The organism is Sphingobacterium pedocola, assembly GCF_015209965.1.
Classification (GTDB): Bacteria; Bacteroidota; Bacteroidia; order Sphingobacteriales; family Sphingobacteriaceae; genus Sphingobacterium; species Sphingobacterium pedocola.
On sequence record NZ_MU158689.1, the window covers coordinates 780,661 to 804,568 of the forward strand.

Genomic DNA, 23,908 nt, shown 5'->3' on the forward strand with positions numbered 1-23,908 from the left:
GGATGGAAGTGCAGAAATTTACAGCTTCTTTTTTAGATTTTGACACCTTCGTTAGTTTGCGCCGGGCAACAGAAAGACCGCCAGCAACACATTTTTATCAAGGGATTATCGTGAAAACATCCGAAAAGGTATTGGCCAGTGCAGCACTGTACCTGAACGCGGATATCGTATTGGAGGATAAGGTAGCCGGAGTTGTAGGTGCATTTGAGGCAGTCGACGATCAAGAAGCCGTTTCTTTGCTATTTAGAGTAATCGAACATATTGCACAAGAGTTAAAATTGGATTTCTTGATTGGGCCCATGAATGGATCTACCTGGGAAAGCCATCGTTTTCACGATAATCCGGAGCAACCTCTTTTTCTGATGGAAATGCAGCACCCCGACTATTACCCGGAACTGTGGACGAAAAATGGTTTTCGACCGATCGCAACCTACTATTCTTCTGAGAGTTTCGAGTTGCAGTATAGGGACATAAGCATCTCTGAAAATCGAGACCGCCTGACAAGAGAAGGTATTCATATTCATCCGATTAGATTGGACCAATATGAAGCCGAATTGACTAATTTATATCCCTTTTTATTGAACGCATTTGCATCTAATTTTCTTTATTCACCTTTATCAGAAACTTCCTTTAAGGAAAAATATCTCCCGCTCCAAAAATATCTCGACGCAGATTTCGTGTTGTTAGCTTCACGCGAGGGAAGGATAGTAGGTGTTTTCTTTTGCGTGGAGGACTTTTTAGATCGGACCCAAAAGACACTTATCATTAAAACCATCGCACGTGATCCTGATCCGCTATATCGGGGATTGGGCCATGTAATGGCGGCTCAGGTATATCAAATGGCTTATGAACGGGGATTTACACGTATTATTCATGCCTTTTTAAAAGAAAACGGTACGTCTACCCCTATATCCAATCATTTCTTTGGTACGCCGTTTAAAACATATTCACTGTATGGAAAAGCGATTTAATATCACGGAATTGTTTTTATCCGCTGCTGCAACGTATCCGGACAAAGTAGCTATTGTGGATAAGCAAACAAAGATAAGTTTCAAACAGCTGCTTGATGATGTGAAATGCACGGCTCACTATTTCGCTAAGAAAGGTATTCAGAAAGGTGATAGAGTCTTGGTATTTGTACCCATGGGAATAGACCTGTACCGTATCGTGTTGGCTTTGTTTTACATGGGAGCTACCGTCGTATTTCTGGATGAGTGGACGAACCGGAAGCGACTTGATCTATGTTGTCGACTCGCCGATTGTAAAGCGTTTGTAGGTACGTGGAAAACACATTTATTGCGTTTGTTTTCGAGCGAAATCCGAAGAATTCCGATTATACTGAACACGCGTCTTCGTCCAGGTAACAGCTACTTTCTTTCCGATACGCAAATGGAAGACCCGGCGTTGATTACGTTTACTACAGGTAGCACCGGCGTACCAAAAGCGGCTTTACGTACACATGGTTTTCTGCTCGAGCAGTTCAATGCATTGGAAGATAAGATGCAGGCTCATCCTTCCGATATCGATATGTCTGTGCTGCCCATTGTACTGTTGATTAATCTGGGGGTCGGATCAACTTCTGTTATCGCCGATTTCAAATCAAGCAAACCTACGAAAATGTGTGCCGCACGGATTATTGATCAACTGCGGGCGCAGCAGGTTTCGCGTATTGTTGCTTCGCCTTATTTTATTAAGCGATTGGCTGAAGAGATCAAGTCAGATCCCCGCTCTTTGCCTCATCTGCGAGCAATCTTTACGGGCGGTGCACCGGTATTTCAGAAAGAGGCCCTATTGTTTACGGAAGTTTTTCGGGATAAGCAGGTACAGATCGTTTACGGATCTACAGAAGCTGAACCCATCAGCTCGATTGAAGCAAAATACGTAGCGGAAGATCATATTACCTATCGGCCTGAGGTTGGTCTGTGTGTGGGCAGACCTTATTCGGCAACGCAAGTCAGAATTCTTAAAATAACAGATGAAGCTCTTTTTGATATATCTGCCAAGCAGTTTAAGGTGTTTCAGTGCGAAGAGGAGGAGTGGGGAGAAATAATTGTTTCCGGTCCGCATGTATTAGCTACCTACTTTAAAAACGAAGATGCTTTGCGTAAAACCAAGATACTTTTGAATGGCGTATATTGGCACAGGACCGGAGATGCCGGCTACATGAAAGACGGTATGTTGTATTTGACTGGTCGTTGCCAAACCCTGATCCAAAATGGGAATAGGTATATTTCTCCATTCATATTTGAGAATTATCTGCAATTTATTCCTGGTGTCAGGCTAGGGACGGTATTGAAAATACAAGGGAAAATGATTGCATTTGTAGAGTTGGAAAATAAGGCTGTGGATCGTCAGCTCCTCGAGAAAACCATTCGTTCTTTACCATTGTTTATTGATGAAATACGATTTTGTAAATTACCTCGCGACCCACGGCACCATTCCAAAATTGAATATGGCAAACTTGCTCCGCCTACTACCAACGAATCAACGCCGATCCCCAGGTAAATCCAGCTCCAAATGCCGCTAGACACACGAGATCGCCTTTGTTGATGCGACCTTGTTCCCATGCTTCGCACAAGGCGATAGGTACGGAGGCTGCGGTGGTGTTGCCATACTTTTGGATATTGTTGAATACTTTGTCGTCACTTAATTTTAACGTTTTTTGCACGAATTGAGAAATACGTAAATTTGCCTGATGCGGTATGAGCATGTCGATGTCTTCTGTTCTTAAGTTGTTCTTGGCCAGGGCTTCAGCGATTACTTCTGGAAATTTGACCACAGCTTTCTTGAATACCGCCTGCCCGTCCATATATGGGAAAGCAGTGCCGTCTTCTAACATCTCCGTCGTCATGAACATCCCTCCCAGTTCCTGATCTGGCCAGTCGGGCCGTTCTTCCAACCATATACCCCCCGAAGTTCCAGGGTAATACATGGCTAATTTTTCAGCATCTGCACCGTCGGAGTGAAGGTGTGTGCTCAATATCCCGCGACCTTCTTCGGTAGTCGGTTGAACCACGACTGCGCCTGCGCCGTCTCCAAATATCACCGATACATTGCGCCCACGTGTAGAATAATCTAAAGCGAAGGAATGTTTTTCAGACCCTACTACAAGTACATTCTTATACATGCCCGTTTTGACAAATTGATCTGCTATGGATAGTGCATAGATAAAGCCCGAACATTGATTACGGACATCCAGAGCGCCCACCTCGTCCATTCCCATCTCGCGTTGCAACAACACACCACATCCTGGGAAATAATAATCGGGAGAGAGCGTAGCGAATACGATGAAATCGATGTCTTGCGCTGTAATGCCAGCGCGCTCAATCGCGATCTTTGCCGCTTCAATCCCCATTGAGGTCGTTGTCTCTCCGATGCGATCGGCGTAGCGTCGCTCCTGTATGCCGGTGCGCTCTTGGATCCACTCGTCGCTTGTTTCCATGAAGCGAGTTAGATCGGTATTGGTATAGATGTTTTTGGGTACATAATACCCTACACCTGCAATCTGGGATTGAAACATAAGTTTATCGTGTAATTCGTAATCAATTATAGGCAAAATTACGCTTTTTTTGAAAAATAAGCTATTTTTGCAATATGAGTGTCGAAACCGAGCAGGAAACCTTTACATTGGAAGAAATCTTAGCCTCTTTTAAAGAGGCCAACAGGTTGATCTTATGGAATGATGAAACCAATACATTTGATCATGTTATTTACTGCCTTATGCACCATCTGCAATATACGGAAACTGAGTCCGAACGCATTGCCTGGAAGGTACACAATGAGGGGAAATGCGCGATACTGGAAGGCTCATTTACAGAAATGGAAATTTACCGAAAAATCCTAAAAGCAGAAGGTCTTACTGTCTCCGTAGAGTAAATGTCGCATTCGTCCTATGCGTAATATTGCAGTTACGTTATCTGTTCCTAATACAAAAATTACCACTTTTGTAAGACGAGGAACTATCACAAAATATGCAATTTAAACTTTTTTTTATTTTATTAATTGTTATTCCGACAATTTCGTTTGCACAAAAAGGACAGCTCAAAGCAATAATTATAGATGCTGAAACCAACGAGCCTGTTGTAGGCGCTAGTGCAGCACTCCTGAGTCAATCTACGAAAGCATATATCCGAGGTCAACAAACTGAGGCGGGCGGTATACTAAAATTTGATGGTATAGGTCCGGGCACGTATGCACTGCGCATTACGTATGTGGGGTTAACAAATTATATGCATGAAAATATAGTGATTACAAGTGCTACAACTTCTATTGATCTCGGAATATTGAATATGCTAACGGATGGTCAACAGCTGAAAGAAGTGGTGGTAGAGGGCAGGGTGCCGGGATTGCGATTAGATATTGATAAAAAAGTATTTGATGCTTCGCAGAGTATGGTAAGTGTAGGTGGGACCGCTTCGGACCTGTTGGCTAATGTGCCTACATTACAGGTGGATATGGATGGATCTGTCTCCTTGAGAGGATCTAGTTCGGTACGAATCTTAATTGATGGTAAAGAGTCTGCAATGGCCGGCAGTGACATTAATTCGCTCTTACAGTCCTTACCAGCAAATGCGATTGACAAAGTAGAACTTATCACGAATCCCTCCTCAAAATATGATGCAGAAGGACAATCGGGTATTATTAATATCATATTGAAGAAGAACGTGCGTACCGGATTAAATGGAAATGTGAACGTCTCGGGTGGTTCTTATCATAATTACATGGCCGGTGCAAGCCTGAATTACAGAGATCGCAAGTTTAATTATTTCGGAAGTTATAATTTTAACAGGCGAAATAATGTAGGATCTGGTAAGAGAGATAATTTTTACCTCAACAATAACAGTCAGATCAATAATACCGAAGAATCTTCTCGAAAAGGATTAAGCAATACCGTGAAGCTGGGTGTAGATTATTATATGGATGACAAAACCACACTCAGTATTTCGAGTAACTTAAGTTTAAGGGATAATAATAGAACTTCTGAGTTATGGTATACCTATTTGAACAGCCCTCAATTTACGGGGACAAGCCGTAGACTGTCTTCTCAAAACGAAGATGATTTTGGCTATGATATAAATTTTGATTTTTCACGCAAACTTAATGAAGCAGGTGCTGAATTAACTGCTAATTTCAGTTTTGGAAGTGATAAAGAAGATGGTGTAAATGACTTTGAACAGACTTATTCTGATTTATATCCGGTATCTAGTAGAATAAACCAGACATCGGAAGATGGTAGGAATGTTAATCTTCAGCTAGATTACTTACTTCCTTTAGGTGATAATAGGAAGTTTGAGTCGGGTTATCGTAGTATTATCCGTAACTCATTTGATACGCAGTTTTCAGACACGTTGAATGTAGTCGACAACGTCTATCTGCCAGATTATTCCATTAGTAATGATTTTGATATGACCAGCGCAGTACATGCACTGTATATTAATTATCAAGACAAATTAACGGAGAAGCTGGGTTATCAAATTGGTCTGCGCGCCGAACAGGCTAATTTGAATACGACATATTTTTCTAAAGACCCATCTGTGCCCGAAAATGAGATCGCTACAGATGGTAAATTGGATTATTTTAGAGTATATCCAAGTGTTTTTTTAACCTATCAGATTGGAGAACAGGAAGATAAAGTACAGTTGAGTTACACTAGACGGGTTCAAAGACCTCGGGGATGGCAAGTAAATCCGTTTGAAAACGTATCGGACGATATGAATAGACGCCAAGGGAACCCGAATCTTATGCCTGAAGATATTCATTCAATGGAATTAAGTTATGCTAAATTTTATGAAAAGTGGAATTTTATCTCCTCTGCTTACTATAGACGGATGAATGACGTGATGCAACCCTATATTTATCGCGTGGATGAGGAAACAAGCGTAACATTTAGTAAGTGGGAGAATTTAACAAATTCTAATGTAGCCGGCTTAGAGTTAATTAGTAAAATTAACTTTACGAACTGGTTTGATGCGACCTGGAATGGTAACATATCATACAACAAATTTGAGGGTAATCCCGAATATAACATTCGAGAACAAGAGGGCGTCAATTGGGACACGAATTTAACCAGTAATTTGAAATTTACCAATACGTTATCTTTACAAGCCCGAGCCGACTACTTTGCGCCGAGAATTATGGCGCAAGGAAAGTCAAAATATATGACAGGAATTGATGTAGCAGTGCGCAAGGATATTATGAATAAGAAAGGAAGTGTAATGTTTAGTGTACGCGATTTATTTGATACACGCCGTTTCGGTGCAGATACCTTCACTCCCCAAGTGAACTCAAGTTTTGAACATAGATGGATGAAACGCATGTTTACCTTATCTTTTTCTTATCGATTTGGAATTCAGGATCTGACTAAAAGTAAGAAAAATGGTGATCAGATGCTGGGAGATGATATGGGAGGAGAATATTAATTTTAGTTTGTTAATATAATGTTAAGCCAGATTTCATTTGAAGTTTGGCTTTTCTTTTTAGTATCTTTATGTTTATAAACGACAAAAATACAATATAACGAATATGAACAAAACTTCTATTTTAACGTGTGCATTGATAGGCGCTCTTTCTATCTCTGCCTGTAAAGCACAAAAAAACACAGATGCCGTGGAAAATAAAACTGGCTACGAATTACTGGACCTTCCGAAGGTGAATATTAAAGATTTTAATAAAAATGAAAACGGCGCCTACGTTATCTTTGATGGATCTTCCTTGAAGGGGTGGAGAGGATATGGTAAAGATCATATTCCAAATAAATGGAGTTTAGACAACGGTACATTGAAATTTTCAAAAGCACCTAATGCCACTTCGCCCGAGGGAGGTGATTTGATCTTTGGGTATGACTTCAAAGATTTTGAGTTGGAATTTGAGTGGAAAATATCTGAAGGAGGTAACTCAGGTGTATTCTTTTTAGCAAAAGAAATAAAGGATCAACCGATTTATATTTCGAGTCCTGAATTTCAGTTATTGGATAATGAAAGACATCCTGATGCGAAGCTAGGTGTGGATAATAATCGAAAATCGGCATCGCTCTACGATATGATCCCCGCTAAACCACAAAACGCAAATCCTGCCGGCGAATGGAATAGTTCAAAAATAGTGGTGAAGAAAGGTAAGGTTTCTCATTACCAAAATGGCGTAAAAGTAGTTGAATATGAACTGTGGTCGCCAGCTTGGACAGAATTATTGCAAGCAAGTAAATTTAGCAAAGAAAAATGGCCTTTAGCCTTTGAGTTGTTAAATAATGTCGGGGGCAAGTCGAAGTCTGGTGTGATTGGGTTTCAAGATCACGGAGATGATGTGTGGTTAAGAAATATTACCGTGAAGGTTCTTTAAATTGCTGCATGGAAATAATTGTAGACTTTTTAAAAAAGAGTCTGCAATTCTTCAAGACCATGTACCATTAATGGAATGTCATCCGGTTTATTAGCGCGGACAGGATTAAAGAAAATCGCATCCATGCCATAGGCAAGCGCTCCTCTTACATCGGCATCTAGGCTGTCCCCAATCATAATAGCGTGTTCTTTTTGCGTTTGGCCATTGCTGATGGCATAGGCGAAAATACGTGGATCTGGCTTATTGATGCCAAAGATCTCCGAAATGACTATAGTTTTAAAATACGAGTTCAGCTTGCTGTGTGCTAATTTTTTCTCACAGGCTTCCTTAAATCCATTAGATATGAGGTGTAAGTTGTATTTGCTTTGCAGATACGTTAAGGTTTCGTGTGCATGCGGAAATAAATTGGTCTTTGTCGGACAGATTTCCAGGTATTCATTTTCAAATTCTTCGGGGAACAATTGGGGTGATACGCCCAATTCGGAAAAAGTATCTGCAAAACGTGATTTGCGCAAAGTAGACTTATCTATCTTACCGTGATGGTACAATTCCCAAAGCTTGTGGTTGTTCCGGGTGTATGTCTCGATAAATAAATTCGAATTTCGCTGATTGAACAGATCCGCGAATTGATATTTAAAATATAAATCGTGTAGTGTTTCCTGCGCATTCTTATCAAAATCCCAAATGGTATGATCTAAATCAAAGAAGATGTCTTTTTTTGTCTTAAACATATACAAACTTAGATAAATTGCTTTTAAATACAATGTAATTGGTTTGCATATACTTCTCTCTTGTTGTGATAGTTTTCTGAAAGTATACGACACCATATTTTTTCGGAGATTGCGATTTTCTTATTAGTGTCATAAAATACGCGCTATTTTAGAATGAGTCGGTATTTGAGTATTTTTGTTGAATGTTAATAATCAGGATGAAAAAGGCGTTGTTTTTATTTTATTTTCTTGTTTTTTATGCTTCTGCCCAGTTGATATGGTGGGGATACATGTTGGTTAATTTTGAGCCCGGACGCAAGGGGATGATTTTTGGAGAGGGAATGATCTTTATGTTTATTTTCATCTGGGGCGCTTTGCGTTTAAAAAAGCAATTTAAAGAAGAATATAGAACGCATCAACAACAGCAAAATTTTTTATTAGCAGTGACACACGAGCTAAAATCGCCTTTGGCATCCGTTAAATTATATTTACAGACGATACAAAAGCGGGATTTGGATCGAGAGCAGCAGCAGATGTTTCTTTCCAATTCGCTCAAGGATATCGAGCGTTTAGATTATCTGGTTGAGAATGTTTTGTTGGCTACAAAACTGGAAAATAGAAGTTTTAGTTTTCCTAAAGAAGATTTTAATATGTCCGAGCTCGTAGCAGATGTGGTAGACAGGTTGCAGAAGAATGCGTGTAAAACAGAAATCATCAAACCGCATGTCGAACAGAATGTTGTCTTGTATGCCGATAAGTTTGCGATAACCAATGTTGTTACCAACTTGATCGAAAATGCCGTCAAATATTCACCGCCATGTGCTCATATTGAAGTGAATCTATTTCCCAGAGAAAATTCGCTGGTCTTTTCCGTATCGGATCACGGAATAGGTGTCTCCGATGAGGAGAAAAAGCTTATATTTAATAAATTTTATCGTGTAGGAAATGAATCTACACGTAAAACTAAAGGTACCGGTTTAGGGTTATACATAGTGAAAACAGTATTGCAAAAACATAATGCCTCCATTAAGGTAAAAGATAATCATCCTTCAGGAAGCATTTTTGAAGTAACATTTTACAATTATGCAAAGTAAGCAAAGAATATTATTAGTCGAAGATGAAGAACACTTGCTAGAGGCTATCAAGTTAAATCTCGAATTGGAAGGTTATCGTGTTACCACTGCCACCGATGGAAAAAAAGCACTTAAAGTCTTTAAAGAAGAGCGTTTTAACCTCGTCGTGTTAGACGTGATGATTCCTGAAATTGATGGATTTCAAGTGGCAGAAACCATTCGTCTCCAGAATACCGAAGTTCCTATTATGTTTTTAACTGCGAAAAACAGTAGTGAAGACCGCATTACTGGTTTGAAAAAAGGAGCAGATGACTATCTCGTAAAACCCTTTAATCTGGAGGAGCTTATCCTGCGAGTGGGTAATTTGGTGCGTAGAGGTATGAAGGGAGATGATCTCAAAGAATTGAATTCCTATACAATCGGAGATAAAACGATCTATTTTAACTCGTATGAATTGCACCAGACAGATGGTAGCATTACATCGTTGACGAAAAAAGAGACCATGCTGTTGAAGTTGTTAATTGAACGACGCAATGAAGCGGTATCCCGTGAACAGATCTTAGAAACGGTATGGAACTACGATGTATATCCGTCTACACGTACGATAGATAATTTTATTCTTACTTTTCGTAAATATTTTGAACCCGATCAAAAGCATCCCATATATTTTCATTCTATTCGTGGTGTAGGGTACAAATTTACGGATAATCCAGAAGGACAATCTCAGCAATAAGATGAACACAAGGTTTCGTTTTATACTGATTGCGATAGCCGTAATCTTATTGGCGTATGCTGTGGTTTCAGTGCGTTATTATCTTTGCGTATATATACTAGGCTTTATAGGCTTTATCATATGGACCCAATATCGAGACGGGACTGTTTTCTTGGCAACACAGGCTTTCCATAAGCAAGATTATGAAAAGACCAAACGACTGCTGAAGGAAATAAAAAATCCGGATCATTTGCGTAAAGGACGTCGGAATTTTTACGAATTTATGTTAGGTAATATCGCGATGCATGAGGGACGTATAGATGAAGCAGAATATCATTTTCAACTCGCTTCTCGATTGCCTTGGCGTAAAGATAATGAGAGAGGAATGGTCTTAATCAATCTAGCGAATATTAACTTACGTAAAGAAGAATATGAACGGGTGGCTACATATTTGGATTTAACAGATACATTGACATTGACAGCTCGTCAGAAAAGTATAGTAGATAAAATTAGAAACGAAGTAAACAAACATAGTTAGTGAGCACAACTTTACAAAACGATTTATTAATTAGGGCTGCTTTATCGCAGCATACAGAGCGGCCTCCTGTTTGGATGATGCGCCAAGCGGGGCGGTTTATGCCAGAATATTGGGAAATTAAGAACAAATATTCGTTCTTAGAAATGTGTAAGACACCCGAAATTGCTGCAGACGTAACGATGCTACCTGTTGACCTCTTGGGGATTGATGCAGCCATTCTGTTTTCCGACATCTTAGTGACGGCTGAAGCAATGGGGGGAAATCTCTCTTTCGAACAGGGCGTAGGTCCGCGTTTTTCGAATCCCGTTCGGTCTGCTGCAGATATTGAAAGATTGTCTACAGACTGTTTGGGTAAGTTACAATACGTTGCAGATGCCATAAAAGTGATACAACAACGCCTCAACGGGACTATTCCTTTGATCGGCTTTGCTGGCGCACCGTTTACGATCTTGAGCTATCTAGTAGAAGGTGGTTCGTCCAAAGATTTTAAGATGACGAAACTGCTACTAAACAATGAACCTCAGTTAGCGCATAAAATTCTACAGAAAATCGCTGATGTGACTGTCGATTACTTAAATATGCAGATAGCAGCCGGCGTGAACGCGGTTCAACTATTTGATAGTTGGGCCCTTGCTCTTTCCTGGAATGATTACCAGGAATTTGCACACCAGTATAACAAATACATCCTTTCCAAAATCAATAGAACGGTTCCTGTTATATCATTCTGTAAAGGTTCTTCTGTCTTTGCACCTATAATGGCGGAAGCTAATCCGGATGTAATTTCAGTAGATTGGAATGCAGATTTGAAAAATATCAAACAAATGCTTCCTCATGGAATAGCCGTGCAGGGTAATTTAGATCCATTTGTGTTGTATGCTGAAAAAGGGGTAATTAGGAGTAAAATATTACAACTGTTTGAACGAATGCGTGGCGAAAATGGATTTATATTCAATCTGGGCCATGGCATCATGCCCGACATTCCTTTTGATAATGTAAAATATGCGATAGAGGTGGTTAAAGAATTCAGATATTGATCCCCCTAATCCCCAAGAGGGAATTGTAAAATATTATCTCCCCCCTCGGGGAAGGGGGGATTAAAATTTATGCTATACTTATACGCGAAAGCCGTACATATTATTTTCGTCATTTGTTGGATGGCTGGATTGTTTTATATGCCTAGATTATTCATTTACCATACGGAAGCGAAAGGTAAGACGGATAGCGAATATCGGGTATTGCATACGCAATTCAGTATAATGGAAAATAGGCTTTGGTGGATAATTACCACGCCGGCAATGTATATTACAGTTGTGTCAGCTTTGTTGATGCTGTACGTTAACCCGGGGTTATTGTCAATGGGGTGGATGCAAATGAAACTATTGTTTGTTGGTGGAATGGTATTTTATCATTTTAAAACCCAACGTATCATGTCGCAGTTGCGAGACGAACGCTCGACTTGGACTTCAGCTAGGTTGAGAATGTGGAATGAAGTCTCAACTATACTTCTTTTTGCAATTGTTTTCGTCGTCGTTTTAAAATCGGCTTTGAATTGGATTTTTGGTGTGTCAGGCCTGTTGGGATTGACGATTGTTTTGATGTTATTGGTGAAAGCTTATAAAAGATATCGGAAAAGTAAAGGGGAGAAAGTAGATTAAAATAATTATACAGATGAAAAAGATTACGCTAGTACTTATTCTAACAGCATTGTATTTTGTCAGCTATGGGCAGGATCATAAATGGGCATTTGGTTTTTATGGAGATGTACATATCGAAGAACCATCTTATTCCGGATCTTTTGGCGTGCAGGGTAAATACGATTTTGCAAACAGGCATGCTTTGCAAGCACAGGTACATGGTAGGTCTGGTTTAGCAATACTGGGTGCAGATTATCTGTTTTCTTTTTTTGATAAAACAAAAAGCAATTTTAATGTATTCCTGGGGGCAGGATTGGGTGAAGAGTTCTATACTTTTTCGCAGGAAATATTTTTGGAAGACGTACCCCCGACAACAATTAAAGTGAGAGATAATGTATTTGTTGCAAATGGACAAGTAGGATTGAGCTACTATTTTCCGGCAGTCGGACTTTCATTGTATTCGGGTTATAAAGCGAAATTTAGTTTCGAGGATGAATCATTTTCACCTAATTATTTAATGTTAGGCGTCCGCTATCACCTGTGGTAATACTTAGTTTTGGAGTGATGCTCTCAGTCTCCAAAACATAAATACTTTATCTCTAGATACTCATCCAGTCCGTACTTAGAGCCTTCACGGCCTATTCCAGATTGCTTGATTCCCCCAAATGGAGCACCTGCATTAGAAATTATGCCTACATTAATCCCAACCATACCGGACTCAATCTGTTCAGCTACACGGTGACAGCGGTGAATACTGTCACTGTAAAAATATGCGGCCAATCCAAAAGGCGTGTCATTTGCCAATCTTATGGCTTCCTCTTCCGTATTGAACCTAAAAAGCGCACAAATTGGGCCGAATGTTTCTTCTTCCGCTATTAAACTATGATGAGCTACTTCAGAAAGCACAGTGGGTTCGAAAAAATTACCTTCGATATGTCTACCCCCAGTTAATATTTTAGCTCCCTTTTGTAGCGCGTCTTCTAAGTGTTCTTCTACTTTTTCCAGTCCGTTTTTATTGATTAAAGGACCAACCTGTACTCCTTTTTCCAGTCCATCGCCTACTTTAAGCGCCGATACAGCAACCGCTAGTTTATTAGCGAAGGTTTCATAAACGGAGTTTTGGACGTAGAACCGATTAACGGAAACGCAGGTCTGTCCCGTATTTCTAAATTTCCCAGCAATCGCTCCTTTTATGGCTTTGTCGACATCGGCATCATCGAATACGATAAACGGAGCATTGCCACCTAGCTCCAAAGAAACTCTTTTGATGGTGCTAGCAGCCTGCTCCATGAGCGTTTGACCGACCTTGGTAGATCCTGTAAATGTTATTTTTCGTACCAACGGATTCGTTGCCAATTCTTTCCCTATCTCGCTACTGTTTTTTGATGTAATAATATTGAAAACACCAGCTGGTAAACCCGCATCGGCTGCTAGTTTTGCAAGTGCTATAGCCGTAAAGGGTGTTTGAGACGCAGGTTTTAGCACGATAGTACAGCCAGCCACCAGTGCCGGTGCAACTTTTCGGGTGATCATGGCCAAAGGGAAGTTCCATGGTGTTATCGCTGCGACTACACCTACACCCTGTTTGATTGTGCTCAGACGTAATCCGCTGTTTAATGAAGGAATGGTTTCTCCGTAAGATCTTTTTCCTTCTTCAGCAAACCACTCGACAAAGGAGTTGCCATAGTCTACTTCGCCTAAAGATTCGCTCAATGGTTTCCCACTTTCTAGTGTCATAATTTCTGCAAGCTCGTTTTTGTTTGCTTGTATCGCTTCATATAGTTTTCTTACGATCGCTGTCCGGTCACCGACGGAAGTTTTTTTCCACTTCTTCCATGCATGATCAGCGGCATGTATGGCGGTTCGGCAATCGTTGGCAGATAAATTTGGAAGCTGGCCAACTAATTTATTTGTTGAAGGGTTAATAACATCAAACTTATGTTTTGCGGTGATAAATTTTCCATTTATATATGCCTTTTCAATAATTAATTTATTTGTCATAACTTTTTTATTTAGAAAACAGGAAAATCGAACGTGTGTTTTGTAAAAATAAAAAAGAGGATGTACATCCTCTTTTTTATTTTTACAAGTTTTTTAATATGGTATGACCCATACGGTCTCTTTTCGTTTTTAGATAAGTTTCATTGAAAGAATTAGGTTCAATTTCAATTGGTACGCTTTCTACAATTTCGAGGCCATAACCAACTAAACCAGCTCGTTTGGTAGGGTTATTAGACATGAGGCGCATTTTGCTTACCCCCATCTCACGAAGTATCTGTGCGCCGACACCGTAATCTCTAAGGTCGGCTTTGAAGCCTAATTGGAGGTTTGCGTCTACTGTATCGACTCCTTCTTCTTGTAGTTTGTAAGCGTGTAGTTTGTTTATAAGCCCTATACCACGTCCTTCTTGGTTCATGTAGACAATTACACCCTTACCTTCTTGCTGAATCATCTCCATTGATTTGTGCAGCTGTGGACCACAGTCACAGCGACAAGATCCAAATATGTCCCCCGTTAAACAGGAACTATGTACTCTTACCAATATCGGTTCATCTTCTTTCCATTCACCTTTATACAAGGCGATGTGTTGTTCCCCTGTATTTTTTTGGGTAAAAGCTTTTAAATGGAAGTCGCCCCATTCTGTCGGCATTTTGACATTCACTTCTTCATGGATCAAAGAGTCGTGTTTTAAACGATATTCGATGAGATCTTCGATGCTGACTATTTTGAGGTCGAAGCGTTTCGCGACTTCCATTAAATCCGGAAGACGGGCCATTTCACCATCATCTTTTAATATCTCAACCAATACTCCGGCAGGTTCAAATCCGGCCAAGCGTGCTAAATCTACTGACGCTTCAGTATGTCCAGTACGTCTTAATACACCTCCATCTTTTGCAATTAAAGGGAAAATATGTCCCGGTCGACCCAACTCTACCGGATCAATATTGGGGTCTATTAATGCTTTAATTGTTTTGGAACGGTCGGAAGCAGATATACCTGTAGTACATCCATATCCCTGCAAATCCACAGATACGGTAAAATTGGTTTCATAAACAGCTGTGTTTTGTCCTACCATCGGCGCTAAATTAAGCTCTCTACAACGTTGTTCAGTTAATGGGGCACATACCAATCCTCTACCGTGAGTCGCCATGAAGTTAATGACTTCGGGTGTGGCATTTCGGGCCGCTGTAACGAAATCACCCTCATTTTCGCGATCTTCATCATCAACCACAATAATCACTTTACCGGCTTTGATATCTTCTATCGCTTCCTCAATCGTGTTCAATCTAATATCCATTGATATCTGTGTTTTATTCTTTTACAAAAGTAAATTAGTTTTTATTTTTTTCTATAATTAAGAAGTCATAAAAGGTCAGAAACGCTATTTCGCAGAGAAAAAACGTTTTTTTATCCAATTCAATAAGTACTGGGCTTTAATTTTATATTGATCTACATCAAATAATGCAGAATCTGTGGTAGATTTGTAGGTAAGGAATGCCGCCAAAGGGCTTAATACGACAATGGCCATCCACATGCCCCAAAATGGATCAAGCCCCCCATCCTTTGCCGATTTCTCCGCTACTGTAGCAATGATATGGTATATCAAAAAGAAGATAATAGCCATAACTACTGGAGCGCCCAATCCACCCTTACGAATAATAGCACCAAGCGGGGCTCCAATTGCAAATAATAATAAACAGGAAACAGCGAGTGTAAACTTACGGTGGTATTCAATTTTATACCGGATGTCTTTATCTTTCAGTATTTTGAAATCGGATAACTTGTTCGTATTGATATCTGTGATTTGCTGCGCTTGACTCAACGCATTATTAATAATATTTCGCCTTGTTTCTTCTGAGATATACGTCAAAATATCCCCGTCAAAATCCACTTGTGCTAATTTGACATTATCCGGTCTGTAATAGGGGGTGTTATAATAGATGTAGTGATTGTATTCTCTTACCAGAGAGTTTTGCATGCTATCCATCTCGATTTTATTCGAATCTGTTTTCAGTTTTAATTGACGGATATTCATCATTTGATGATGAGATTTGAAAAGATTTTCATCGGTACGTTTAAAATTAAACGCTTCCATGTCAAATTTTTGTTCGGTTTCTTTAAAGTGAAAACGTGTAAATTGTTGACGAGGGTCGTACCGTTTGGCATTTTTAACCCGAGCATCTTCGTAGCGTACCCCATCTATCAATTTGATGATCATGTATTTTTGATCGCGAGAATTGTATATAAATCCTTCTTTAGCTATCATGACGTTGCTCGATGCGGTCCCATTTTGATGGTCGTAAATAGTAAGATCATATAGCGTTTTCCCATCTTCGCTCTTACTTTTAGCGCGTATGGCATAGCCCGGAATGGTGTTGTTAAATACACCGGGTTTGATTAAAAAATCGGCCTGCTTTTGACGCACGTCAAATAGAAGAGAACCCATTTTTAAATTAACGATGGGAAGGATATAATCGGAAAACAGAAATGAGCACATACTAAATAATCCTACTAATACAAATAGAGGAGTCATTGCTTTACGTAATGATACACCAGCCGCCTTTATCGCTACCAATTCGTAACTTTCGCCGAGATTTCCAAAGGTCATAATGGACGACAAAAGCATCGAAAGGGGTAAAGCCATCGACAACTGAACAGCACATTGATAGCCGATAAGCTCTAAAATTACGTACCATTCAAACCCTTTGCCAATTAAATCGTCAATATACTTGAATAGAAAAAGCATTAAAAGCACAAACATCACAATACAGAATGTGACTAAAAAGGGCTTTATAAATGCTTGTAAAATTAATAAGTGAACTTTCTTCATATCAGCGAATCCATTCCTATAACGTCAAAAACGTGGAGTATGATAATACGCTACAAAGATAAGGTTTTTTAAGCACCAATTACGCTTTGTAAATAGCTTATCGAATTATCCCAAATTTTTTTTCGGTCTTCGATATTTTCATCCTTTGCATAATCAGTAATGGCTAGCGCTACGTCATTCGTTAATTCATCCTGTACAATTTCCATTTCAAAAAAGTTCGGTTCATCGTCTATCCATTTAAATTTAACGGATTTATTCTCTTTCGAAGTGGCGATGCGAGCTTTAAATGACTCACCGTCCCAAATAAACTCGTAAACACCATCGTGATAATTTACATCGTCGGCAAACCATTGTGCCAGCTCGTTAGGTTCCACCAAATAGGGATATAAGATACGTGGTGATGAGTTTATAATATATTCTAATGATATTTTTGTTTTTTCTGTCATAACTATTTTTGTATGTATAACTAAAAGTGGTATGATTAATTGACGTTGTACTTTTGTAATAATACATATTTATTGTGTTATTGTAAAGCCCGCGCATTTTTTTTTATTCACAATGTGATTGTTTTTCACATCTATGGTCTTCATTTTTAGTAATTTGTAGCCTGGAGCGTGTTCCAAGGCAATTTTTAGAATAAATTCTAAAAAAAATTACTTTAAAAATGATTCCTTATTACTATATTTGCATACCGAAAAAAGGCGGGGTAGCTCAGATGGTTAGAGCGCAGGATTCATAACCCTGAGGTCGGCAGTTCGATCCTGCTCCCCGCTACAAATTAAAAGCTTCAAGTTATATTGAAGCTTTTTTATTTACACGAATTAAGCCCTCTTAATCGCGATCTTCTTAGGATTTTTGGATCATACCGAAAGTTTGGGGGGTAATCCTTTTTAAGCATATAATTTCATTACCCTATAAAGAAAGAATTGGGTATCTCTAACCCCACGGAAGATACTTCTGAATGCTTTTAGTTTAGCATTAAAGGATTCTGCAGAAGCGTTTGTACTTTTGTTATCGAAGTAATGTAGGATATAGGGATGATGGGCAGCGATAGATCTGGCCACGCTTTCAAAAGATGCTATTCCTGAAGCTTCTACCTGATTATGCCATAGACCAAGTTTGGTAAAAGCGACTTTCTTGTCTTTGCATTTCTGGAAGATATCTCCCAATGCTATTCCCAGATCATGTGCTTTTTTGAGAAGAGGGAATCGTAGAAATAAGAGTTCTGCCCGGTGCTTTTGACTCTCGGTCCATCTTGTGGGATGCTTGAATAACAGATATCTAGACCTTGCCAACAATTGTTTAAGGGTATCACCGTTGGATAGCACTCCAGGGTCATAAGGAATACCGCATTTACGTGCCTGGGCAATCTTTTTACTTTCCTCATCTAACACCTGCCAGCGGTATCTGATACGAAGTTCCTGAACAGCATCATAAGCAAGTTTTTGTACATGAAACCGATCGATAACCCTTCGAGCATTCCGAAAACACCTACGGATAGCTTTTGCCATATTGGGAGCCATATCCATCGTTACTTCTTTAACTTTGTTTCTTAGCCTGAGTGGAATACGCTCTAATACGGTGATAATATCTTCTGCCTTTGTTCCTCTAATGGTGGCTAGAATAGTCCCCTTTTTGCCTTTGGAGGCTTTGCTGGTGACGATAGTATAAAGTTCGCCATTGCTAAAACTGGTTTCATCAATACTGAGCTGTGGGGATATATTGCCAGGAAATACAGTCCAGTACTCCGCATGAGGTTTTTGGTCCCAATCATGAAAGTCGCTCAAGTGATTCTTATACTGATCTTGAAGTTGTTTGCCATCCAGCTGAAACAGAAGCCCAAGAAGATGGGCACTGATCGGATAGTTATCCAAATATTCCCTTTAAAAAAAGCCCGAATTCCGTAGTCATTCGAGCACCTTCACGAACCAGGTTCCAATCCCGGGTAATGATTTTCCGGGTATCTGACACCGTCCAACGCCTGCGTTTAATGTGAAGAGTAACTTTCTGACCCCGAATCGGAAAGTCTTTAATCTCTGAAACAGGCATAAAGCCCTTGGATGCTAGTTTAGTGTTTTCATATCCTGAAGGAGCAATATTTTTTTCATCCAAATGGATGTGAAGTTCTTTGTCCTTCTGGACAACTTCCATGATATCGAAATAATCTAACAGCCCTTCGGGCATTAATAAGGCCAATAGTCTACGTTCAGCGTCTTGCAAGGTAATATGTTTTAAGACTGCTAAACTAAGAATTTATTTATCTCTCCCCAAAGATTCAGCTTGATCCGGATTTTTGATGTTTTGTTTAATACGAGCCGTATTATTTCGGTTTTTGCAAAAATTCTTCACTTTATTTAATGAAATAGTAATTTTGATTAAAAAAGAGGTTGTAATTAACTGACCATTAATAGGTTGCTTCATTGTTGCAATTTTATGACTAAAATTTAAACTGATTTTTTTGCTCGTGAAGTCAAAAAGTTTAGATTTGCATCAGTTTAATTTAAAACAATAAAAATATGAAAAAATTATTACTTACTTTGACTGCTGTAGCAGGAATGACATTTGCGTCTAACGCACAAGAATTTGGTTTTGAAAAAACTGATTTCATTGTAGAAGGTTTTATTCGTTCTGCTAATACAAATGATAAAATGGCGGAAGAAAAAACGGCTAACTTTAACTTCAACCCTAAGTTCGGTTACTTTGTAACAGACAAAATCGCTGTTGGTATTCAATTGGGTGTGGGCAACGAAAAAGTAACAGATTATTCTGGCGAAAATGATACCTACACAAAAGGTAACGATTTCAGCATCGGTGCTTTTGGACGTTATTATTTTCTAGAAGTTGGATCACGTTTTAAAACTTACGCTGAATTAGGCGCTGGTTACAACCAAATGGGTGGTGAAATAAACAATGGTATCGAAACTACTAAATTGGATAAAACTAAAGGTTTTGGTGCTAACGCGGGTATAGGTGCAAACTATTTCTTGACAAACAACATCGCAGTTAACTTTGCTTTTGCTAACGTTTTAGCTTTCAACACTTCTAAAGTTGATGTTGATGGTGCTAAATCTCAAACAGAATTCGCTACAAACGTTAACGTGTTTGATAATTTCTTCAACACAGCTTCTTTTGGATTAACGTTCAAATTCTAAGCTTAGTCGTTTAAGACAAGGAGGGAGGCAATTATGTCTCCCTTTTTTTGTGCTATAGCCTATTCCTAGCTGTTGCTTTAGGTTATCCCTGCCAGCTTCTTTACCTCCCTTTCACTGCCAACACCTGTGTCGTTAGTTAGGACTTGCTTATGTGAGAGCACAGTTACCCCAGAGTAGCCGCAGGCCTCTTTAGCGTTAGGGGCGCGGCGGAAATATGATACCGCCTTTAGGCATACAAAAAAGGCTTCTGTTTTACGAGAAGCCTTCTTGTTTCATTTGCTGAAATCCATCACACTTTGATTTCAACTTCAACACCCGAAGGTAGTTCAAGTTTCATCAATGCGTCAACAGTTTTAGAGTTAGATGAATAAATATCTAACAATCTTTTGTACGCGCACAATTGGAATTGCTCACGTGCTTTTTTGTTAACGTGTGGTGAACGTAAAACGGTGTAGATTTTTTTCTCTGTAGGCAATGGAATAGGACCACTAACTACGGCACCTGTAGGTTTTACAGTTTTTACGATTTTCTCAGCTGATTTGTCAACTAAATTGTAATCGTAGGATTTCAATTTGATTCTGATTCTTTGGCTCATTTTTATTTATTTAAGATGGCCATTGGTTAGAGCTATTCGCAACCAACGGTCGGTTTAATCTTTGGAATAAAGATGAAAGAACAAAGATTAAAGACTCCATGTTCTTCATCTTTGCTCCTTGATCTTTAATCAATATTATTCTACTGACCCTTTTACTTTTCCTTTTGATTTTGCAATTACTTCTTCTGCAACATTACGAGGTGCCTCAGCAAAGTGATCGAACTCCATTGTAGAAGTAGCACGACCTGAAGTGATTGTGCGTAATTGCGTTACGTAACCAAACATCTCAGAAAGGGGTACTAATGCTTTGATTACTTGTACACCGTTACGTGAATCTAAACCTTGCATCTGACCACGACGACGGTTTAAGTCACCCATTACATCGCCCATGTTTTCTTCTGGTGTTAAAACCTCTATTTTCATAATTGGTTCCATTAAAACAGGAGAACATTTTGGCAATGCTTCACGGTATGCTGAACGAGCAGCTAATTCAAACGATAATGAATCTGAATCGACAGCGTGGAATGAACCATCAATCAAACGAACTTTCATTCCTGATAATGGGAATCCTGCTAATACACCATTTTTCATCGAAGTTTCAAATCCTTTTTGAACTGAAGGGATAAATTCTTTTGGAATTTTACCACCAACGATTTCATTTACGAATTGAAGAGGTGATTTACTTAAATCATAATCTTCGTCTGCTGGAGAAATAACAACTTTAATGTCCGCAAATTTACCACGACCACCTGATTGTTTTTTGAATACCTCACGGTGTTCTGTAGTTCCATTGATAGACTCTTTGTATGATACTTGAGGAGCACCTTGGTTAACCTCAACTTTGAACTCACGTTTCAAACGATCGATCAAGATCTCTAAGTGAAGCTCACCCATACCAGAGATAACTGTTTGACCAGTTTCTTCGTCAGTTTTTACAACGAATGTAGGATCTTCTTCAGCTAATTTACCAAGACCAATACCTAATCTATCGATGTCAGCCTGAGTTTTAGGCTCAATCGCTAAACCGATAACTGGTTCGGGGAAGTTCATTGACTCTAACACGATAGGGTGTTTTTCATCACATAAAGTATCTCCGGTTTTGATGTCTTTGAAACCAACAACAGCACCGATATCACCAGCCTCAATGAATGGGATAGGGTTTTGTTTGTTAGCGTGCATTTGGAAGATACGAGAGATACGTTCTTTGTTACCTGAACGCGTGTTCAATACATAAGAACCTGCATCTAACTTACCTGAATAAGCACGGATGAAACACAAACGACCTACGAATGGGTCAGTCGCAATTTTGAAACCTAATGCTGCGAAAGGCTCGTTAACATCTGGTTTACGTAATAATTCTGCACCTGTATCAGGATGAGTACCTTTAACACCTTCTGAATCCATCGGAGAAGGCAATAATTCCATTACTAAATCCAACATGGTTTGAACACCTTTGTTTTTGAAAGATGAACCACAAACCATAGGAACGATAGAGTTATCCAATACTGCCGCACGTAAAGCATTTAAGATTTCGCGCTCAGTTAATGAATTAGGATCTTCAAAGAATTTTTCCATTAAAGACTCATCATAACCAGCAACAGCTTCTAATAACCGCTCACGGTAGTCAGCAACCTCTTCCAACATATCTTCTGGAATAGGAACTTCTGTAAAGGTCATACCTTTATCATGCTCATTCCAAATGATACCACGGTTATTGATTAGATCAACAACACCTGTGAATGTGTCTTCAGCGCCGATAGGTAATTGTAAAGCTACAGCTTCAGAACCTAACATTGATTTAACTTGACCAACAACTTTTAAGAAGTCAGCACCTGAACGGTCCATTTTGTTAACGAAACCGATACGTGGAACTGCATAGTTATCAGCTAATCTCCAGTTAGTCTCTGATTGAGGCTCAACACCATCAACTGCAGAGAATAAGAATACTAATCCGTCTAATACACGTAATGAACGATTTACCTCTACCGTGAAATCCACGTGACCTGGAGTATCGATTACGTTTACTTGGTATTTGTTACCACGGTACTGCCAGAAAACTGTAGTAGCAGCAGAAGTAATCGTGATACCACGTTCAGCTTCTTGCTCCATCCAGTCCATTGTCGAAGCACCTTCGTGCACTTCACCAATTTTATGATTAACTCCTGAGTAGTAAAGAATACGCTCAGTTGTAGTTGTTTTACCGGCATCGATGTGCGCAGCGATACCAATATTTCTAGTGAATTTTAAATCTCTTGCCATAATATTTTTATGCACTTAGCCTCTTAAGGCTTCTTTGATTGCAATATTTGTAAAATAAGTACACCGACTCCGATAATGGAAAGAGTTCTACTATCTTAGAGTCGGTGTAATCATATTTGATTCTTAGTTTTCAAAATTAGAATCTGAAGTGTGAGAACGCCTTGTTAGCTTCCGCCATTTTATGCGTATCTTCTTTCTTCTTAACAGCAGCACCTTCACCTTTAGAAGCTGAAATGATTTCTCCTGCTAATTTCTCGAACATTGTTTTTTCACCACGTTTACGTGAGTAAGAAATTAACCATTTCATACCCAAAGCGATTTTACGCTCAGGACGTACTTCCATAGGAACTTGGAAATTTGCACCTCCAACACGACGAGATTTAACCTCTACAGCGGGCATAACGTTGTTTAAAGCTTTTTTCCAAGTCTCTAAACCGTTCTCTTGTGTTTTTTGTTCTACTAATTCTACTGCGTTGTAAAAAATTGAATAGGCGATAGATTTTTTACCATCGTACATCATATTGTTTACAAAACGTGTTACCTGAGTGTCGTTAAACTTTGGATCAGGTAAAATGATTCTCTTTTTTGGTTTTGATTTTCTCATTTTCTTTCCCTCCGTTTAATTATTTCTTTTTACCTTTTGCTGGAGCTGCAGCTGCTTGCCCTGGTTTAGGACGCTTAGTTCCATATTTTGAACGACGTTGGTTACGGCCTGCTACACCTGATGTATCCAATGCACCACGGATGATGTGGTAACGTACACCCGGTAAATCTTTTACACGGCCACCGCGGATCAATACGATCGAGTGTTCTTGTAAATTATGACCTTCTCCAGGGATGTAAGCGTTGACCTCTTTACCGTTTGTTAAACGTACACGAGCTACTTTACGCATTGCTGAGTTTGGTTTTTTAGGGGTAGTAGTATATACACGTGTACATACACCTCTTCGCTGTGGACAACTGTCCAACGCTGGAGACTTACTCTTGTCTACCAGAGCTACTCTACCTTTTCTAACTAATTGTTGAATAGTAGGCATTTACCTGTTCTGTTTTAATTTATGTAAAATTA

General features: G+C 39.3%; 25 protein-coding genes and 1 tRNA gene. 13 read left to right on the forward strand and 13 right to left on the reverse strand.

Annotated features, from left to right (window positions below; all coding sequences use genetic code 11):
• Positions 1-2: 2 nt before the first annotated feature.
• Together C4F40_RS03230 and C4F40_RS03235 are read left to right on the forward strand one after the other, a co-directional pair.
• Positions 3-971, forward strand: coding sequence for a hypothetical protein (locus tag C4F40_RS03230; RefSeq protein ID WP_196937939.1), 969 nt, complete (start codon positions 3-5; stop codon positions 969-971).
• Positions 955-2,505, forward strand: coding sequence for an AMP-binding protein (locus tag C4F40_RS03235; RefSeq protein WP_196937940.1), 1,551 nt, complete (start codon positions 955-957; stop codon positions 2,503-2,505). Before C4F40_RS03230 ends, C4F40_RS03235 begins: the two co-directional genes overlap by 17 nt.
• On the opposite strand, the gene C4F40_RS03240 is transcribed toward C4F40_RS03235, so the two are convergent.
• Positions 2,474-3,556 (reverse strand): 3-oxoacyl-ACP synthase III family protein, encoded by a 1,083-nt coding sequence (locus tag C4F40_RS03240; protein ID WP_231389902.1) that lies wholly within the window; start codon positions 3,554-3,556, stop codon positions 2,474-2,476. The genes C4F40_RS03235 and C4F40_RS03240 overlap by 32 nt on opposite strands.
• Positions 3,557-3,594: 38 nt before the next feature.
• On the opposite strand from C4F40_RS03240, the gene C4F40_RS03245 reads away from it, so the two are divergent.
• The 3 genes from C4F40_RS03245 to C4F40_RS03255 all read left to right on the forward strand — a co-directional run bounded on the left by C4F40_RS03245 (position 3,595) and on the right by C4F40_RS03255 (position 7,335).
• Entirely contained in the window at positions 3,595-3,876 is a 282-nt protein-coding gene (locus C4F40_RS03245) for an ATP-dependent Clp protease adaptor ClpS (RefSeq protein WP_196937941.1), read from the forward strand.
• 95 nt (positions 3,877-3,971) lie between these two features.
• Positions 3,972-6,419 carry a TonB-dependent receptor gene (locus tag C4F40_RS03250; RefSeq protein WP_196937942.1) on the forward strand — a complete coding sequence of 816 codons (2,448 nt, stop codon included), beginning with the start codon at positions 3,972-3,974 and terminating at the stop codon, positions 6,417-6,419.
• A 103-nt stretch (positions 6,420-6,522) separates the two neighbouring features.
• A complete protein-coding gene (locus C4F40_RS03255; protein ID WP_196937943.1) occupies positions 6,523-7,335 on the forward strand; it encodes a 3-keto-disaccharide hydrolase in 813 nt (270 codons plus the stop codon).
• Between the two features lie 29 nt (positions 7,336-7,364).
• Here C4F40_RS03255 and C4F40_RS03260 read toward each other — a convergent pair whose 3' ends face one another.
• Complete coding sequence (locus C4F40_RS03260; protein ID WP_196937944.1) at positions 7,365-8,066, reverse strand: YjjG family noncanonical pyrimidine nucleotidase; 702 nt, start codon at positions 8,064-8,066, stop codon at positions 7,365-7,367.
• Between the two features lie 197 nt (positions 8,067-8,263).
• On the opposite strand from C4F40_RS03260, the gene C4F40_RS03265 reads away from it, so the two are divergent.
• The 6 genes from C4F40_RS03265 (at position 8,264) to C4F40_RS03290 (ending at position 12,549) form a co-directional block, all read left to right on the forward strand.
• The gene (locus C4F40_RS03265) at positions 8,264-9,139 is read left to right on the forward strand and encodes a sensor histidine kinase (RefSeq protein WP_196937945.1); all 876 of its coding nucleotides are present in this window, start codon (positions 8,264-8,266) and stop codon (positions 9,137-9,139) included.
• Positions 9,129-9,851, forward strand: coding sequence for a response regulator transcription factor (locus C4F40_RS03270; RefSeq protein ID WP_196937946.1), 723 nt, complete (start codon positions 9,129-9,131; stop codon positions 9,849-9,851). The genes C4F40_RS03265 and C4F40_RS03270 overlap by 11 nt, the downstream gene beginning before the upstream one ends.
• Position 9,852: 1 nt before the next feature.
• Positions 9,853-10,368: a tetratricopeptide repeat protein gene (locus C4F40_RS03275; protein ID WP_196937947.1), complete on the forward strand. Its 516-nt coding sequence runs from the start codon at positions 9,853-9,855 to the stop codon at positions 10,366-10,368.
• Complete coding sequence (hemE, locus tag C4F40_RS03280; protein WP_196937948.1) at positions 10,368-11,402, forward strand: uroporphyrinogen decarboxylase; 1,035 nt, start codon at positions 10,368-10,370, stop codon at positions 11,400-11,402. Before C4F40_RS03275 ends, hemE begins: the two co-directional genes overlap by 1 nt.
• Positions 11,403-11,471: 69 nt before the next feature.
• Positions 11,472-12,023, forward strand: coding sequence for a CopD family protein (locus C4F40_RS03285; RefSeq protein ID WP_196937949.1), 552 nt, complete (start codon positions 11,472-11,474; stop codon positions 12,021-12,023).
• A 13-nt stretch (positions 12,024-12,036) separates the two neighbouring features.
• Positions 12,037-12,549, forward strand: a complete 513-nt coding sequence (locus C4F40_RS03290; RefSeq protein WP_196937950.1) for an outer membrane beta-barrel protein — start codon at positions 12,037-12,039, stop codon at positions 12,547-12,549.
• 23 nt (positions 12,550-12,572) lie between these two features.
• On the opposite strand, the gene C4F40_RS03295 is transcribed toward C4F40_RS03290, so the two are convergent.
• The 4 genes from C4F40_RS03295 to C4F40_RS03310 all read right to left on the reverse strand — a co-directional run bounded on the left by C4F40_RS03295 (position 12,573) and on the right by C4F40_RS03310 (position 17,279).
• Positions 12,573-14,003 carry an NAD-dependent succinate-semialdehyde dehydrogenase gene (locus tag C4F40_RS03295; RefSeq protein WP_196937951.1) on the reverse strand — a complete coding sequence of 477 codons (1,431 nt, stop codon included), beginning with the start codon at positions 14,001-14,003 and terminating at the stop codon, positions 12,573-12,575.
• 82 nt (positions 14,004-14,085) lie between these two features.
• Positions 14,086-15,300, reverse strand: coding sequence for a bifunctional 3,4-dihydroxy-2-butanone-4-phosphate synthase/GTP cyclohydrolase II (locus C4F40_RS03300; RefSeq protein WP_196937952.1), 1,215 nt, complete (start codon positions 15,298-15,300; stop codon positions 14,086-14,088).
• A gap of 84 nt (positions 15,301-15,384) precedes the next feature.
• Complete coding sequence (locus C4F40_RS03305; RefSeq protein ID WP_196937953.1) at positions 15,385-16,833, reverse strand: LptF/LptG family permease; 1,449 nt, start codon at positions 16,831-16,833, stop codon at positions 15,385-15,387.
• Positions 16,834-16,901: 68 nt separating this feature from the next.
• Positions 16,902-17,279: an START-like domain-containing protein gene (locus tag C4F40_RS03310; RefSeq protein WP_196937954.1), complete on the reverse strand. Its 378-nt coding sequence runs from the start codon at positions 17,277-17,279 to the stop codon at positions 16,902-16,904.
• Positions 17,280-17,533: 254 nt separating this feature from the next.
• Between C4F40_RS03310 and C4F40_RS03315 the strand changes: the two genes are divergently transcribed.
• Positions 17,534-17,607: transfer RNA gene (locus tag C4F40_RS03315), tRNA-Met, on the forward strand.
• Positions 17,608-17,723: 116 nt separating this feature from the next.
• Here C4F40_RS03315 and C4F40_RS03320 read toward each other — a convergent pair.
• Genes C4F40_RS03320 through C4F40_RS03330 form a run of 3 tightly spaced genes read right to left on the reverse strand, consistent with a single transcriptional unit; the run spans position 17,724 to position 19,254 of the window.
• Positions 17,724-18,707, reverse strand: a complete 984-nt coding sequence (locus C4F40_RS03320; protein ID WP_196937955.1) for an ISAon1 family transposase — start codon at positions 18,705-18,707, stop codon at positions 17,724-17,726.
• A complete protein-coding gene (locus C4F40_RS03325) occupies positions 18,700-19,053 on the reverse strand; it encodes an ISAon1 family transposase N-terminal region protein (RefSeq protein WP_196937956.1) in 354 nt (117 codons plus the stop codon). Before C4F40_RS03325 ends, C4F40_RS03320 begins: the two co-directional genes overlap by 8 nt.
• A 33-nt stretch (positions 19,054-19,086) precedes the next feature.
• Positions 19,087-19,254 carry a hypothetical protein gene (locus tag C4F40_RS03330; RefSeq protein ID WP_196937957.1) on the reverse strand — a complete coding sequence of 56 codons (168 nt, stop codon included), beginning with the start codon at positions 19,252-19,254 and terminating at the stop codon, positions 19,087-19,089.
• Between the two features lie 95 nt (positions 19,255-19,349).
• On the opposite strand from C4F40_RS03330, the gene C4F40_RS03335 reads away from it, so the two are divergent.
• Positions 19,350-19,985, forward strand: coding sequence for an OmpW family outer membrane protein (locus C4F40_RS03335; RefSeq protein ID WP_196937958.1), 636 nt, complete (start codon positions 19,350-19,352; stop codon positions 19,983-19,985).
• Positions 19,986-20,274: 289 nt separating this feature from the next.
• On the opposite strand, the gene rpsJ is transcribed toward C4F40_RS03335, so the two are convergent.
• The 4 genes from rpsJ to rpsL all read right to left on the reverse strand — a co-directional run bounded on the left by rpsJ (position 20,275) and on the right by rpsL (position 23,876).
• The gene (gene rpsJ, locus C4F40_RS03340) at positions 20,275-20,580 is read right to left on the reverse strand and encodes a 30S ribosomal protein S10 (RefSeq protein WP_002993539.1); all 306 of its coding nucleotides are present in this window, start codon (positions 20,578-20,580) and stop codon (positions 20,275-20,277) included.
• Between the two features lie 135 nt (positions 20,581-20,715).
• On the reverse strand, positions 20,716-22,839 hold the full coding sequence (fusA, locus tag C4F40_RS03345; RefSeq protein WP_196937959.1) for an elongation factor G: 2,124 nt from the start codon (positions 22,837-22,839) through the stop codon (positions 20,716-20,718).
• 136 nt (positions 22,840-22,975) lie between these two features.
• A complete protein-coding gene (gene rpsG / locus C4F40_RS03350) occupies positions 22,976-23,443 on the reverse strand; it encodes a 30S ribosomal protein S7 (RefSeq protein ID WP_136819823.1) in 468 nt (155 codons plus the stop codon).
• Positions 23,444-23,462: 19 nt separating this feature from the next.
• Entirely contained in the window at positions 23,463-23,876 is a 414-nt protein-coding gene (gene rpsL, locus C4F40_RS03355) for a 30S ribosomal protein S12 (RefSeq protein WP_002993550.1), read from the reverse strand.
• Between the last annotated feature and the right edge of the window lie 32 nt (positions 23,877-23,908).